The organism is Streptomyces sp. NPDC037273 (assembly GCF_055603625.1).
Genome location: NZ_JBVJVO010000004.1, coordinates 282,031 through 296,290, shown reverse-complemented (window position 1 = coordinate 296,290; position 14,260 = coordinate 282,031). Strand labels below are relative to the sequence as shown.

13 protein-coding genes are annotated in these 14,260 nt (G+C 75.0%); 2 read left to right on the top strand and 11 right to left on the bottom strand.

All coding sequences use genetic code 11. The annotated features are described in order from the left end of the window. Positions 1-26: 26 nt before the first annotated feature. Positions 27-614 (bottom strand): helix-turn-helix domain-containing protein, encoded by a 588-nt coding sequence (locus ACZ7G1_RS13505; RefSeq protein ID WP_470871336.1) that lies wholly within the window; start codon positions 612-614, stop codon positions 27-29. A gap of 67 nt (positions 615-681) precedes the next feature. On the opposite strand from ACZ7G1_RS13505, the gene ACZ7G1_RS13500 reads away from it, so the two are divergent. Beyond that, entirely contained in the window at positions 682-1,650 is a 969-nt protein-coding gene (locus tag ACZ7G1_RS13500; RefSeq protein WP_470871338.1) for an NAD(P)/FAD-dependent oxidoreductase, read from the top strand. 98 nt (positions 1,651-1,748) lie between these two features. After that, positions 1,749-2,522: a VOC family protein gene (locus tag ACZ7G1_RS13495; protein WP_470871339.1), complete on the top strand. Its 774-nt coding sequence runs from the start codon at positions 1,749-1,751 to the stop codon at positions 2,520-2,522. An 18-nt stretch (positions 2,523-2,540) separates the two neighbouring features. Here ACZ7G1_RS13495 and ACZ7G1_RS13490 read toward each other — a convergent pair whose 3' ends face one another. From ACZ7G1_RS13490 to ACZ7G1_RS13445, 10 genes are all read right to left on the bottom strand, one after another. Next, positions 2,541-3,293: a PIG-L deacetylase family protein gene (locus tag ACZ7G1_RS13490; protein ID WP_470871341.1), complete on the bottom strand. Its 753-nt coding sequence runs from the start codon at positions 3,291-3,293 to the stop codon at positions 2,541-2,543. Further along, a complete protein-coding gene (locus ACZ7G1_RS13485; protein WP_470871343.1) occupies positions 3,290-4,222 on the bottom strand; it encodes an SIS domain-containing protein in 933 nt (310 codons plus the stop codon). The genes ACZ7G1_RS13490 and ACZ7G1_RS13485 overlap by 4 nt, the downstream gene beginning before the upstream one ends. Positions 4,223-4,362: 140 nt before the next feature. Further along, the gene (locus tag ACZ7G1_RS13480; RefSeq protein ID WP_470871345.1) at positions 4,363-5,670 is read right to left on the bottom strand and encodes an alpha/beta fold hydrolase; all 1,308 of its coding nucleotides are present in this window, start codon (positions 5,668-5,670) and stop codon (positions 4,363-4,365) included. Positions 5,671-5,740: 70 nt separating this feature from the next. Next, the gene (locus tag ACZ7G1_RS13475; RefSeq protein ID WP_470871347.1) at positions 5,741-6,694 is read right to left on the bottom strand and encodes an ABC transporter substrate-binding protein; all 954 of its coding nucleotides are present in this window, start codon (positions 6,692-6,694) and stop codon (positions 5,741-5,743) included. Next, on the bottom strand, positions 6,691-7,365 hold the full coding sequence (locus ACZ7G1_RS13470) for an ABC transporter permease (RefSeq protein WP_470871349.1): 675 nt from the start codon (positions 7,363-7,365) through the stop codon (positions 6,691-6,693). The genes ACZ7G1_RS13475 and ACZ7G1_RS13470 overlap by 4 nt, the downstream gene beginning before the upstream one ends. Further along, entirely contained in the window at positions 7,362-8,042 is a 681-nt protein-coding gene (locus ACZ7G1_RS13465) for an ABC transporter permease (protein WP_470871350.1), read from the bottom strand. Before ACZ7G1_RS13465 ends, ACZ7G1_RS13470 begins: the two co-directional genes overlap by 4 nt. A gap of 94 nt (positions 8,043-8,136) precedes the next feature. Then, entirely contained in the window at positions 8,137-8,967 is an 831-nt protein-coding gene (nadE, locus tag ACZ7G1_RS13460; protein ID WP_470871351.1) for an ammonia-dependent NAD(+) synthetase, read from the bottom strand. 220 nt (positions 8,968-9,187) lie between these two features. Beyond that, positions 9,188-10,324, bottom strand: coding sequence for a sulfite oxidase (locus tag ACZ7G1_RS13455; RefSeq protein WP_470871353.1), 1,137 nt, complete (start codon positions 10,322-10,324; stop codon positions 9,188-9,190). 57 nt (positions 10,325-10,381) lie between these two features. Then, positions 10,382-12,526 carry an ATP-binding protein gene (locus tag ACZ7G1_RS13450; RefSeq protein ID WP_470871355.1) on the bottom strand — a complete coding sequence of 715 codons (2,145 nt, stop codon included), beginning with the start codon at positions 12,524-12,526 and terminating at the stop codon, positions 10,382-10,384. Between the two features lie 51 nt (positions 12,527-12,577). Next, positions 12,578-14,167 (bottom strand): molybdopterin-dependent oxidoreductase, encoded by a 1,590-nt coding sequence (locus tag ACZ7G1_RS13445; protein WP_470871357.1) that lies wholly within the window; start codon positions 14,165-14,167, stop codon positions 12,578-12,580. Positions 14,168-14,260 lie beyond the last annotated feature (93 nt).

Genomic DNA, 14,260 nt, shown 5'->3' with positions numbered 1-14,260 from the left:
CGGTCGCTTGCCCCGGGGGGAACGGGTCAGCCGGACTTCTTGGGGCGCGCCCTGACGTGCATGCGCTCCCCCTGCGGCCCGTACAGGCTCAGGAACTCCACCGGCCCGTCGGCCGTCGGTCCGAACCAGTGCGGCACCCGGGTGTCGAACTCGGCCGCCTCCCCCGCGCCCAGGACCACGTCGTGCTCCCCGAGCACCAGACGCAGCTTCCCGGACAGCACGTACAGCCACTCGTACCCCTCGTGGACCCGTGGCTCCGGCGGCTCCTGCGGCTTCTCCTGGATCACCTTGTACGCCTGGAGGCCACCGGGCTGCCGGGTCAGCGGGTACATCACGCGCCCGTGGCGCACGATCGGCTTCGCCTTGACCCGGGGGTCACCCACCGCCGGGGCGCCGACCAGCTCGTCGAGCGGCACCTGATGGGCGCGGGCGAGCGGGAGCAGCAGCTCCAGGCTGGGCTTGCGCTGCCCGGACTCCAGCCGGGAGAGGGTGCTCACGGAGATGCCGGTCGCGGCGGACAGCTCCGCCAGGGTCACCCCCCGGTCACGGCGGACCCGGCGGAGCCGGGGACCCACCTCGTTCAGCACGGCGTCGATGCGGTCGTCTTCGGTCATGCGTCGAGTGTTGCAGAAACGGCAACACCATTTGCCGGACCGTCCGCGCTGTCCGACGCTCGGTCCCATGAACGCACGAACGAACGACATCGAAGACGGCTACGACGCGGTGGTGATCGGCGGCGGAGCTGCCGGACTCAGCGCCGCCCTCGTCCTCGGCCGCTCCCGCCGCCGCACCCTCGTGGTCGACGCCGGCCAGCCGCGCAACGCGCCCGCCGCCCACATGCAGGGCGTCCTGTCCCGGGACGGCATGAGCCCGGCCGAGTACCTCGCGACCGGCCGCGAGGAGATCGCCGCGTACGGGGTGGAGTGGCGGGCCGGCCTGGTGACCGGCGCGGCCGCCGACGGTCGGGGCGGCTTCACCGTCGACCTGGCCGACGGGACCACGGTCGGCGCACGGCGGCTCGTGGTCACCACCGGGCTCGTCGACGAGGACCTGCCGGCCGTCGAAGGGCTCGCCCAGCGGTGGGGCCGGGACGTCCTGCACTGCCCGTACTGCCACGGCTGGGAGGTCCGCGACCGTCCCTTCGGCGTGCTCGCCCACCCGGCGATGCCCGCGCACCAGGCGCTGATGGTCTCCCACTGGTCGAAGGACGTCACCCTCTTCCTGCACACCGCCGTCGAGCCGTCCGCGCAGGAGGCGGCCCTGCTCGACGCGGCCGGGGTCGAGGTCGTCCGGGGCGAGGTGGCGGGGCTCGTGGTGACGGACGACGCGCTGACCGGCGTACGGATGGCCGACGGACGGATCGTCCCCCGCTCCGTGGTCTTCGCCGCGGCGGCCCGCCTCGCGCCCCGGGACGGGGTGCTGCGGCAGCTGGGCGCCGAGCTGCGGACGACACCCTTCGGGGAGTTCGTCGCCGTGGACGAGACCGGCAGGACCAGCGTGCCGGGCGTATGGGCGGCCGGGAACGTGACCGGCACCCAGGAGCAGGTGGTCAACGCCGTCAGCCGGGGCTACCGGGCCGGCGTCGCGATCAACACCGAGCTGCTGCTCTCCGGCCTGGAGGAGAAGGCGTCGGGTCGGCCGACCGGATGAACCCCCGCGGCAGCGGCTGCGCCCTCCCGGTGGAAGGACGAGGATCGGCCAGGGTGGCCGCATTCGGCCGGTCACGACGGAAGGACGGAACACCTCCCATGCTCGGTACGCAGTTCACCAAGGGCTCCCCCAGCTGGATCGACCTCGGCACCACCGACATCCAGGCGGCGGCCGCCTTCTACGGCTCCGTCTTCGGCTGGGAGTACGAGTCGGCCGGCCCGGACACCGGCGACTACGGCTTCTTCCGCCAGGACGGGAAGACGGTCGGCGCCCTCGGCCCGCTCACCGAGGAGGGCGCCCACAGCGCCTGGACGGTGTACTTCCAGACCCCGGACGCCGACGCCAGCGTCAAGGCCGCCGAGTCCGCCGGCGGCACCGTGCGCCTCCCCGCCTTCGACGTCATGCCGGCGGGCCGCATGGCCTGCCTCACCGACCCGGGCGGCGCCGAATTCGCCGTCTGGGAGCCCGCGGCCGTCAAGGGCCTGGAACGCACCTCGTCCACCAACACCCTCGTCTGGGCCGAACTGCACGTGACCGACCCGGAGTCCGTCCTCGGCTTCTACCAGACCCTGTTCGGCTGGCGGTGGGCGGAGATGGAGGCACCCGGCATGACCTACCGGGTGATCTCCACCGCCGAAGGCGACCAGGAGGACGCCTCCTTCGGCGGCGCGGCCGAACTCCAGGGCGACACGCCCCGCTGGGTCCCGTACTTCGCCGTCGAGGACGCCGACGCCATCGCGCTCTCCACCCGGGGCAACGGCGGCTCGGTCGTCATGCCCGCCGCCGACATCCCCGACGTCGGCCGCATCGCCTGGCTCGCCGACCCCTTCGGCGCGACCTTCGCCGTCCTCAAGCCCGCGCCGATGCCCTGACCACGCCCGTACGGAGCCTCAGCGGGCGAAGAGCTCGAAGGTCACCGCCGGACGCCCGCCGAAACGGTCCGCCGCGCGGCCGGTCGCCGAGGCGAGGAAGGACCGCACGTACTCATCGGGGTCCTGGTCCGTCAGGGCCTCGATGTACGCGCGGTGGCACAGCAGCGAGCGGATCGCCCGGTCCAGGCCCGGACCGGCGTCGACGGCGTGCGTCGGGGTGCTGGAAGCGGCCACCGCCACCCAGCGCACGCCGTTCCAGGGCTCCAGGCCCCGCTCGGTCAGCTCGGGGAAGATCCAGCGGTTCCCCGCGTCGGCGGCGGCGTCCAGGGTGGCGCGGCCGACGGCCAGGTGGTCAGGGGTGTTCCAGGGCGCGCCGGGGCCGCCGCCCCAGGTGTCCCGGTGGTTGAGGGTGAGGACGAGCTCGGGGCGGTGGCGGCGGATCGCGGCCGCGATGTCCCGGCGCAGCCCGAGCCCGTACTCGATCACCCCGTCGCGGTGGTCGAGAAACTCGACCGTGTCCACGCCGACGACGGCGGCGCTGTCCCGCTGCTCCCGCTCGCGCAGCGGACCGCAGACGTCGGGCGCCAGCGAGTCGATGCCCGCCTCACCGCGGGTGGCGAGGACGTACACGACCTCCTTGCCGGCGTCCGTCCAGTCGGCGACGGCCGCCGCGCAGCCGTACTCCAGGTCGTCGGGGTGGGCGACCACGGCGAGGGCGCGCTGCCAGTCGCCGGGCATCTCCAGGAGGTCCGTGGCATTCGTGTCGATCATGAACGCAGGATACGGGCCGCCTCAGCGGCCGTCGGGCGGAACGAGCCGGAAAGAATCACCGAACGGGAGACGTGCCGCGGCCGGTCCGGGTTGAGCCCGCGCCGGTCCGCGAGCGCCACCGCGAGCCGCTGGGCCCGTACCAGCGCGGCCACCGGGTCGATCGCGTCGGCCGCGAACAGCGCGCCCGTGGACTCCACTTCCTCCCGCAGCCCCGAGGGCGCCGGGCCGAGGCAGCAGACCAGGCTCGCCCGGTCGCTGATGCTGATCGGCCCGTGGCGGTACTCCATCGCCGCGTACGACTCGGTCCAGGCGCGGGCCACTTCGCGCAGGATGAGGGCCGCCTCGTCGGCGAGCCCGACGGCCCAGCCGGTGCCGAGGAAGGTGAACTGACCGCGCCGCTCCCAGGCCGCCGGCAGCCGCTCGTACAGAACGAGTTCGGCGTCCGCGATGGCCGACCCGAGGTCCACCCCGAGTCCCGCGCGCAGGAGTTGGAGGGCCGTGGTGGCGAACCGGGTCTGGACCAGGGAGCGTTCGTCGGCGAAGCCGAGGTCGACGACCCGGTCGGCCAGCCGCCCGGCGGGGCTTTCCGGCGTCCCCGTGAGGACGACGGAGGCGATCCGGCCGGCCGCCGCCGCGAGCAGGTCGACGACCTCCGTCGTCATGCCGGAGCGGGTGAGGGCGACGATCCGGTCGTAGCCCCGGCCCAGCGGCGTCGGGTCGGAGGCGGGGAAGGCGTCGGTCTCCCCCGCCCCCAGGGACTCGCGCAGCGCCGCGTACGCGCGGGCGATGAAGTACGAGGTGCCGCAGCCGACGACCGCCACCCGCTCGCCCCGGGCCGGCAGCCGGTCGCCGAGGCCGCCCGCCAGGTCGGCGGCACGGCGCCAGCAGTCCGGCTGGCCGGCGATCTCCGCGCTGACGTGGGTGCTCATGTCCGGGTCCTCTCCTCGTGGGCTCCCCTCGCGGGGTCCGGACCGAGTTCTACCGGCACCGGACGGCGACGCACCATGTGCAACGGGTGGTCACCGCTTGGACTTTTGCGCGCCGCGCCGGCGTCCCGCCCGACGCGAGGTCAGAGCTCGCCCCGGGCGAGGGACAGGAGCCGGTCGAGGACGCGCGGCCCGCCGGCCCGTACCCCGTCGTGCTCGAACTCGTCGGTCACCCAGGTCCGCAGCCCGCGCACGGCCCGCGCGGTGTCCAGGGAGTGGCCGGTGTCCACGTACATGTCGTCGTGGTAGACGGCGGCGGCGACCGGCACCTCGTTGACGGCCAGCCGCTCCGGGTCGTACAGCGCAGTCCAGTCGTCCCGGTCGGCGAGCCGTTCGGCGGTCTCGCGGAGCGGGCGCAGCGCGGGGTCGGTGGTGAAGTGCCAGGGGTGGACGGTCTCGCCGGTGAAGAGGAGCGGCGCGCCCGATGCGAGCGCCGTACGGGCGTCGAACTCGGGGTACTCCGCGCGGACCCGCTCGGCGGCCCAGCCGGTGGGCCCCTGCCCCTGCGCGTAGATGGCCTCGTGAAGCACGGCGTAGAGCGGGTGCCCCGCGTACGAGAGGTGGGCCTGGACCTGCTCAAGGAACGCGTCGGCGAGCGCGGGGCCGTCGGGGGTGGGCACGAAGGCGCCCTCCAGGAGCAGATGGAGCTGGTGGGTGCCGTCGCCCGAGCCGAGGAGGATGCCGAGGGACTGGAAGGCCTCGGCGGTGAGGAGGCCGCCGCCGGGGAGGGTCACCTCGCGTTCGAGGAGGTGGGTGACGATCACGCGGGCCCGTTCGGCGTCCTGCGGGTAGCGGGCGAAGTGGGCTTCGTTCTTGCGCCGGATCCGCGGGTAGGCGGCGCGGTAGACCTCGTCGGCGGTGGCGTCCAGGGACGGCAGGCCGCCGGTGATGAGGACGGTGTCCAGGCCTGCGGGCGCGGTGGACAGGTAGTGGGTGGCGCAGAAGCCGCCGAAGCTCTGGCCGAGGACGGTCCAGGGCGCGCCGCCGGTGAGCCGGCGGCGGATCAGCTCGCAGTCCTTGACGATGGAGTCGGCGCGGAAGTGCGCGAGGTAGTCGGCCTGCTCCTTGGGGCCGCCGCGCAGGGGCAGCGTCTGGCGGTTGGCGGGGGTGGAGCGGCCGGTGCCGCGCTGGTCGAGCAGCAGGACGCGGAACTCCCGTACCGCCCGGCCGAGCCAGGCCTGCGGCCCGATGAACCGGCGCGCGCCGAAGCCGGGCCCGCCCTCCAGGTAGACCAGCCAGGGCAGCCGCTCGCGGTCCTTGCCGTCCCTGTCGCTCGCCACCACCTCACGGCCGTAGACCTCGATCCGCTCGCCGTCGGGGCGCGCGTGGTCGAGGGGGACGGGGAAGCGGTGGTCGGTGAGGACGAGTCCCGGCTGCCGGTAGGTGGTCACGCTGTGCCTGCTCCTGTTCGGTACGACCCCCCGCGAGGACAGTGGATCACACGGGGTGGCGGTTTCGGTGTCAGCGCGGGAGGAGGCCCTTGCCGACGAGGTAGTTCCGGGCCACGTCCTCGGGCAGCCGCCGCCAGCTGTCCACCTGTTCGTTGAGGTTCGCGAGATCGGCCGTGGTCAGCACGGTGTTGAGGCGGTCGAGGGCCCCGGTGACGCGGGCACCGCCGGCGCGGGCGCGGTTGACCACCGGGACGATGAGGTCGGCGTTCTGGAGGTTCTTGTCGTCGTCGAGGAGGACGAGCCCGAAGGTGTCGAGCGTGGCGTCGGTGGTCGTGGTGAGCACCAGCTGGTCCTGGCCGCTCTGGACCGCCTGCTTCGCCTGTGTCGTCCCGACGCCCTTGGGGTCGACGGCCGTGACGTCGATGCCGTACACCTCCTTGAGGCCGGGCGCGCAGTAAGGCCGCCGGACGCATTCGTCGCCGGCCGCGAGGCGTACGGGCAGGCGGGCGGCGCCGAGGTCGCTGAGGGTCTTGAGGCGGTGCTCGGCGGCGTAGGCGGCGGTGACGGCGAAGGCGTTCTGGTCGACGGCGCGGCCGGCGTCGAGGACGGTGAGCCCGCGCGGTCCGGCGAGGGCCCGCAGGGCGCTCATGGTGGCGGCCGGGTCGGGCGAGCCGACGGTCGGCGCGTCCGCCCCGTTGACCTTGGCGTTCAGCCAGTCGGCGAACGTGGCCGCGTACTCCGGTACGACGTCGATCTGGCCGCTCTCCAGGGCCGGTTCGTACAGCTCGCGGTTGGTGACCGACAGGAGCTTCGTCCGGTAGCCGGCCTCCTGGAGCAGCAGCGCGTACATCTGCGCGAGGAGGTCGCTCTCGGTGAATCCGGCCGAGCCGACGACCAGGTCCCGGCTGTCGCCGGGCGGGGCGGTGACCGCGTCCCGGTTCTCGAGGGAGGGGCCCTCCGCGCAGCCCCCGGCACCTCCCAGGACTACCAGCAGGCAGACGAGGCCTCGCCGGACCGCCCTCACGCCCCGCTCCCCCGCGCCCCCGTGGGGGCGAGCCTGCGCGCCGCTTCGAAGATCCCCTCCACGATCAGCGCGAGCACCGCCACCAGGCAGGCTCCGGCGACGACCTGCGGGGTGGAGGCGAGGTTGAACCCGGCGGTGATGATCCGGCCGAGCCCGCCGCCGCCGGCGAGCGCGGCGACGGTGGCGGTGGCGACCAGCTGGACGGCGGCGATCCGCACCCCGGTGAGGATCAGCGGCATCGCGAGGGGCAGCTCGACCCGCAGCAGCGTCTGACCGCCGGTCATGCCCATGCCTCTGGCGGCCCGTACGACATCGGCGTCGACCCCGCGCACTCCGACGTACGCGTTGGTGAGCAGCGGCGGCACGGCGAACAGGACCAGGGCGATGACCGTCGGCCACTCCCCGTGGGTGCCCAGCGGGCTCAGGAGGAGCAGGACCAGCACGGCGAAGGTGGGGACGGCCCGCCCGGCGTTGGCGAGGTTCACGGCGAGCGCGCCGCCCTTGCCCAGGTGGCCGAGGACGAGCGCGACGGGCAGGGCGATCAGACAGCTCAGGAGCAGGCAGACGACGGTGAGGAACACGTGCTCCCCGAGCCGGTGCCAGACCCCGTTCTCGCCCGACCAGTTCGCCGCCGTGGTCAGCCACGACCAGGCGTCCGCGAGCGTCGTCACGAGGCCTGCCCGCGGGCCCAGGGGGTGAGCAGCCGCTGCGCGCCGAGGAGCAGCAGGTCGGCCACGACGGCGATCACCACGCACAGGGCGGAGGCGGTGAGGACCTGTGCCTTGAAGTAGGTGTTCATCCCGGCGTAGATGAGGTTGCCCAGGCCGCCGTGGCCGACGATCGCGCCGATCGTCACCAGGGACACCGCCGAGACGGTGGCCATCCGCAGTCCGGCCATCGCGGCGGGCAGCGCCAGGGGCAGTTCGACCGCGAGGAGCAGCCGGATCGGCCCGTATCCGAGGCCGCGCGCGGCCTGCCGGGTCTCCTCGGGCACGGCGCGCAGCCCGGCGAGGATGTTCCGGACGAGCAGGGTGAGGGAGTACAGGACGAGGCCGGCCACGACGAGGGCGGCGGACAGCCCGTAGGCGGGCAGCAGCAGCGAGAACATCGCGAGCGCGGGGATCGTGTACAGCACCGTCGTGACCGCGAGGACGGGCCCCGCGGCCCAGCCCCAGCGGCGCGCCGCGACCGCCAGCGGCAGCGCGAGCACGAGCCCGATGGCGACGGACGCCCCGGCCAGCTGGACGTGCTGGACCACGGCGTCGCCGAGGATCTCGCTCCGCGTCGAGACGTAGTCGCCGCAGATCCACTCGTTGCGGGCGAGGCAGTCGTCGGGGGGTGCCGTCACCCTCCCATTCGAGACGGCGATGGGGGACGGCGCACGCCTGGCCGGGCCGTTCGGGGGCGGGGCGGCCCGCTGTGAGCCGCCCCGCGGGCCGGGCTCAGGGAGCGATCGGCAGCTGACGCTTGTGTTCGGTGAGCTCGTAGCGGCGGACGATCGTGGCGTAGGCGGCCTCGGCGACGGGCTTGCCCTCCAGGAAGTCGTCGATGTCGTCGTAGGTGACGCCGAGCGCGTCCTCGTCGGCCTTGCCGGGGTCGAGGGTCTCCAGGTCGGCGGTGGGGGTCTTCCACACCAGCTCGGCCGGGGCGCCGAGGCGGTCGGCGATGGCGCGGACGCGCCGCTTGGTGAGGCCGGTGAGCGGGACGACGTCGGCGGCGCCGTCGCCGAACTTGGTGAAGAAGCCGGAGACGGCCTCGGCGGCGTGGTCGGTGCCGACGACGAGCCCGTCGTGCGCGCCGGCCACCGCGTACTGGGCGATCATCCGCTGGCGCGCCTTGATGTTGCCCTGGACGAAGTCCTGGTGGTGGGCGTCGCGGAAGGTGACGCCGCCGGCGAGGGCGGCGTCGAGGGCGGCGTCGCTCGCCGCCTTGACGTCCACGGTGAGGACCCGGTCGGCGCGGATGAAGCCGAGCGCGGTCTGCGCGTCGTGCTCGTCGGCCTGGACGCCGTACGGCAGGCGCATCGCGTAGAAGGTGGCGTCGTGGCCCGTCTCGCGGGCGCGCTCCACGGCCAGCTGGCAGAGCCGGCCGGCCGTCGTGGAGTCCACGCCGCCGCTGATGCCGAGGACGAGCGACCGCAGTCCGGTGGAGGTGAGCCGCTCGGCGAGGAAGGCCACCCGGCGCTCGATCTCGACGTCCGGGTCGAAGGCGTCGGAGACCTGGAGGTCCCGGGCGATCTGCTGCTGGAGGGCGGTGGACGCCGGGTCGGTCACGGAGGTCTCCTCGTCGGGCTTCGGTCGGCGGCGGACCGGGGTGTGCGGGACGTACGGGATGTACGCGGTGAACGGGCGGGCGCGCCGGGAGTACGGCGTGCGCCGGGGTCGACTCTACGCGCCGCCGGGCGAGCGCCGCGGACCCGTCCGGGGACTCCGCCGCCACGGGGCCGGTGCGGTCCGGGGACTCCGCGCCGCGGGCCCGGTCCGGTCCAGGGACTCACGCGGCGGACGCGTCCGGGGCGCACAGGACCTCGACGCGCTGGACGAGGTTGTTGGCGAAGCCGCCGCGGTTCCAGGGCGCGGTGAGGGGCTGGACGTGCCCGGCGGCGTCGGTGGCCCGGACGGTCAGGTGGCGCAGGCCCGGGGTGGCGGTCCAGTGGGCTTTCCAGGCGGACCAGGCCCAGGGGTGCGCGGGGTCGGGTGTGAGGTCGGCCTCGGTCCAGGCGGCCCCGCCGTCCTCGCTGACCTCGACACGGGTGACGGGTCCGTGGCCCGACCAGGCGCGCCCGGTCAGGGTGACGGGCCCGGGGCGGACGACGCGGGTGCGGGACATGAAGTCGGGGAAGCCGGGCGGGACCATGAGGGCCCGGGGCGCGATGAGCGTGACGGGCTCTCCGGGGTCGGCCGGTTCCTGGCGCAGGCGGTAGGCCACGCTCTGCTGGAAGCCGGTGTACGGGGTGTCGGTGAGCGTGATGTCGTGCAGCCACTTCACGTGGGCCATGCCGTACCAGCCGGGGACGACGAGCCTGAGCGGGCTGCCGTGCTGCGGGGGCAGCGGCGCGCCGTTCATGGCGTAGGCGACGAGGACGTCCCTGGCGGGGTCGGCGGCCGAGGTGAGGGGCAGGCCGCGCCGGTAGTCCTGCTCGACGCCCCGCTCGACCCCGTGGTCGGCGCCGGTGAACACCGCCTCCGCGGCCTCCTCGGCGATGCCCGCCTCCGCGAGGAGCTCGGCGAGCGGCACGCCCGTCCAGTCGGCCGTGCCGACGGCCTCGACGAGCCAGGGCTGGCTGACGGGCCGGGGCATGAGCCTGGCCCTGCCGTTCCCCGCGCACTCCAGCGTCACGCGGCGGGTGACGGCGGGCCGGGCGCGGAGCGCCGCCAGGTCGAGGGAGAGCGGTCGCAGGACCCGGCCGCCGACGGTGAGGCGCCAGCCGTCCGGGTCGGTGGCGGGGATGTCGTAGTGCACCAGGACGTAGTGGAGCCCGGGCGGGGTCACGTCGTACCTCAGCGCTTCGAGGGGCAGTCCGTGGTTGCGGGCGGCGAGCGCCAGCTCCTGCTCGCTGATGCCCTCATCGGGGCCGGCCACCCGCCCCGGCACGCTGATGTCGCCCAGACCGCTGAGGGTTCCGTCCATGCCTTCATGGTGCGCCGCGCCGGGGGGCCCGGCACCCCGGCGCCGGTGCGGCCCGGTTCAGTCGTGCCGGGGTCCGCGCAGGGCACGGTCGAGGCCGTCCTGGGGGAGGCCGGTGAGGGCGCGGACGAAGATCTCCTCGTAGGCGGGTTCGCCGATGGAGGCGCGGACGGTGTCGGTGTACTTCTCGTGCAGCGCCCGCAGGCCGGGCAGGCCGCGCCGGGGCTGGCCGGTGGAGCGCCAGTAGGCCTCGCCGGTGCCGGAGACGTCGGCCGCGCGCTCGCCGTCGCCGGCCGCCGCGAGGGCGGTGGCGAGGACGTCGAGGCCGAGGGCGACGCCGAGGCTCGCGCCGAGGCTCCGGGTGCCTTCGAGCATGGCGCGGGCGTGGCCGGAGGCGGCGGCCGGGTCGCCCTCCAGGAGACCGGTGAGGGCGAGCTGGTATTCGAGGGCCGTGCGGGTCCAGTGCTCGTCGAGCTCCAGGCAGCGGGCCCGCAGGGCGAGCGCCCGTTCCTTGGCCTCGCCGAGCCGGCCGAGTCCGGTGAGGGCGAAGACCCGCACGAGGTGGCAGCGGAGGTGGGCGGCGGAGTCCGCGGGGCCGCCGCGGGCCGCGTCGAGGACGTGGCCCACCACGACGTACGCGGCCATGGGGCGTCCGGTGGTCAGCGCGAGGAGCCCGGCGAGCGCGGCCGCGTCGAGGGTGAGGTCCCCGGGCCGGGCCCGTCCGTGCTCGGGCCCGCGGGTCCGTTCGTACCGCGCGGGTCCTTCGGGTCCGGTGCGCGGTCGGGGCACGGTCCCCTCGCCGTACCCGGCTTCGGATTCCGCGTGGCGGGCCTCGCGGGCGCAGCGTTCGCTGACGTCCTGGGCGGGGGTGAACTCGCCCTGGAGGACGAGGGTGACGCCGAGGGACCACAGGGCGCGGGCGCGGACCCGGCCGCGGGCGTCGCTGAGGAGGAGGGCCTGTTCGAGGCCGTCGCGGGCCTCGCGGAGGCGGCCGCGGCAGGACCAGGCGAAGGCGACGGAGCCGATGAGGTCGAGGGCGGCGTCGGGGTCGGTGCGCAGCAGCCGGTCGAGGGCGGTGCGGAGGTCGGTGTGGTGGGCGTCGACGGTGCGGTACCAGCGGAGCTGGCGGGGGCCGTGCCACTCGGTCTCCGCGCGGCGGGCCAGGCCGCGGAAGTGGGCGGCGTGCCGCTCGGCGACGGCGCCGGTCTCGCCGGTGCGGTCGAGCCAGGTCGCCCCGTACTCGCGGATGGTGTCGAGCATCCGGTGGCGTCCGGCCGCGTCGGCCGGGCGGACGACGGAGGCGCGGACGAGCCCGGCGAGGGCGCCGGGCAGGGTGGCGCGGTTCAGGGGGCCGCCGACGCAGACGGCGGTCGCCGACGCGAGGTCGAAGGGGCCGCGGAAGACGGAGAGCCGGGCCCAGAGGAGCCGTTCGAGGGGTGCGCTGAGCTCGTGGCTCCAGCCGATCGCGGCGCGCAGGGTCTGGTGGCGGGCGGGCCACACCCGTTCCGTGTGGGCCAGCAGCTCGAAGCGCCGGCTCGGCGGGGCGTCGAAGCGGCTGCCGAGCTGGTCCCGGACGGCCTCGGCGCCCTGGAGGCGGATCTGGGCGGCGGCCAGTTCGAGCGCGAGGGGGATGCCTTCGAGGCGTACGCAGATCTCGCCGGCCGGCCCCACGGCGGGGAAGTCCTCGCCGGCCGCGGTGCGGAGCAGTTCGAGGGCGTCCTGGCCGGCGGGCGGCAGCGGGTCGAGGGAGATGACGTGCTCGCCGTCCACTCCGAGGGGGCGCCGGCTGGTGGTGAGGACGGTGAGTCCGGGCGCGGCGGCGAGGAGTTCGGCGACGAGCCGCGCGCAGGGGCCGGCGAGGTGTTCGCAGTTGTCGAGGACGAGCAGCAGTCGGTCGTCGGCGAGCCGCCGGCAGAGTCCGGTGGTGGCCATGCCGGGTGTGTGGTCGGCGAGGTCGACGGAGTCGGCGACGAGGGCGACGAGCAGGCGGTCGCCGTCGAGTTGTGTCAGGTCGGTCCACCAGGCGCCGTCGGGGTATTCCCCGGCGGCGCGGTGTGCGGCGCGCAGCGCGAGCCGGGTCTTCCCCACGCCCCCGACGCCGGTCACGGTGACGAGGCGGTGCTCCGTCAAGGCGACGGATATTCGCTCCAGTTCCGTGCGGCGCCCCACGAAACCTGGGTTCTCGTCCGGCAGATGTCCACGCACGCGAGCAGTCTCCCTCACGAACGCCGCCAACGGGGTTCCGGCGGCCGTTCGTTACCCACCCTCGACCCTGACGCCCACCGAATGCCACCCCTGTGCCCCGTCCGGTGGCGGCGGAGCGCCTTCCTCGGGCTGGGTGGCGCCGGTGCCGTCGGTGGCGCGGACGGTGAGGGTGTGGCGGCCGGGGGTCGCGGGCCACGGGTACGCCCATTGCCGCCAGGTGTCCCGGCTGTCCTCGGCGGCGAGGGTGGCCTCGTGCCAGGGCCCGTCGTCGACCCGTACCTCGACGCGGCTGATGCCCCGGTGCTGGGCCCAGGCGACGCCGGCGACCATGACGGTGCCGGCGGTGACGCGGGCGGACCCGCGGGGGGTGTCGATGCGGGACTGGGTCTTGATCGGGGCCTGGGCGGCCCAGCCGCGGGGGACCCAGTAGGCGTCGTAGGCGTCGAAGGTGGTGAGTTCGATGGACTTGATCCACTTGCAGGCGGAGACGTAGCCGTAGAGCCCGGGGACGACCATGCGGACGGGGAAGCCGTGGGAGAAGGGCAGCGGTTCGCCGTTCATCCCGAAGGCCAGGAGGGCGTCGCGGCCGTCCATGACCGCTTCGACGGGGGTTCCGATGGTCATGCCGTCGACGGACCGGGCGACGAGCTGGTCGGCGGGTCCTCCCTCGGACGGCGGCCGCACTCCGGCCTCGCGCAGGAGATCGGCGAGCCGTACGCCGAGCCAGCGGGCGTTGCCGACGTACGGGCCGCCGACCTCGTTCGACACGCAGGCCAGCGTGATGTCCCGCTCCACGACCGTGCGTGCCGTCAACTCCTTGAGGGTGAGGGTGCGTTCCTCCCGCATCCCTTTCCCGTACAGCCGCAGCCGCCAGCGGTCGGCGTCGATCTTCGGCACCACGAGCGCGGTGTCGACGCGGTAGAAGTCCCGGTTGGGCGTCACGAACGGGCTGATGCCCGGCACCCGTAGCCGCGCCCCGGCGGGCACGGCCGGCGCGGGCGAGTCCGCCCTCGGCAGGCGCAGCGCCGCCCGTGAGGCCGCCGCGTGCTCCTGTACGGGGGTGCCGACCGCCCTCGCGAGCGCGGCGGCCCCGGTCGCGGCGAGGCCGGCCGATCCGGCGACGATCAGGAAGCCCCGCCGGTCCGCCCGCTCGGCTCCCGGCCTCGGGGTGAGCAGCCGCCCGATCAGCAGGAAGAGCAGCAGCGCGCCGGCCGCGCTGCCGAGGAGCGAGGGCACGGCGTCCATGGCGGACTCCGAATCGGGCCGGGTCACGGCGGCGACCGCCCCGAGGATCCCGAAGGCCCCGAAGGCGAGGGCGCCCGCCAGGCGGTGCCGCAGCGCGAACACCCCCACCGCCAGGGCGAGCACCCCCACGATCAGGAGGATGCCGCCCTGCAGCACGGCCTTGTCGCTCTCGCCGAAGGCCCGGATCGCCCACTCCTTCACCCCCGCCGGCGTCGCGTCCACCACCGCTCCCCCGACGGCCGCCACCGGTCCCGCCTCCGGCCGCACCCGCGACGCCACCGCCTCGGCGACGGCCAGCGCCACGTACGCGCACGCCGGGCCCCCGATGCCGGCCAGCAGCCGGTCGGTCCGCGTGGGCTCGATCCCGGCCCCACGCCCGTCCCTCTTCTCGTCCATGCTCACTGCTTCGGCATCCCCCATCCTCCGACCCTGCCCCGGACGCGCCCGTTCACCCGCGCGGCGCAGCGGCCCCCCGGGTCCGTCGCGTCC

Bases quoted from the DNA above. Each gene is read 5' to 3' on its own strand.
- ACZ7G1_RS13485 (WP_470871343.1), bottom strand. From the start codon at position 4,222: ATGAGCACCCACGTCAGCGCGGAGATCGCCGGCCAGCCGGACTGCTGG.
- ACZ7G1_RS13500 (WP_470871338.1), top strand. From the start codon at position 682: ATGAACGCACGAACGAACGACATCGAAGACGGCTACGACGCGGTGGTG.
- ACZ7G1_RS13495 (WP_470871339.1), top strand. From the start codon at position 1,749: ATGCTCGGTACGCAGTTCACCAAGGGCTCCCCCAGCTGGATCGACCTC.
- ACZ7G1_RS13445 (WP_470871357.1), bottom strand. From the start codon at position 14,167: ATGGACGAGAAGAGGGACGGGCGTGGGGCCGGGATCGAGCCCACGCGG.
- ACZ7G1_RS13455 (WP_470871353.1), bottom strand. From the start codon at position 10,324: ATGGACGGAACCCTCAGCGGTCTGGGCGACATCAGCGTGCCGGGGCGG.
- ACZ7G1_RS13505 (WP_470871336.1), bottom strand. From the start codon at position 614: ATGACCGAAGACGACCGCATCGACGCCGTGCTGAACGAGGTGGGTCCC.
- ACZ7G1_RS13490 (WP_470871341.1), bottom strand. From the start codon at position 3,293: ATGATCGACACGAATGCCACGGACCTCCTGGAGATGCCCGGCGACTGG.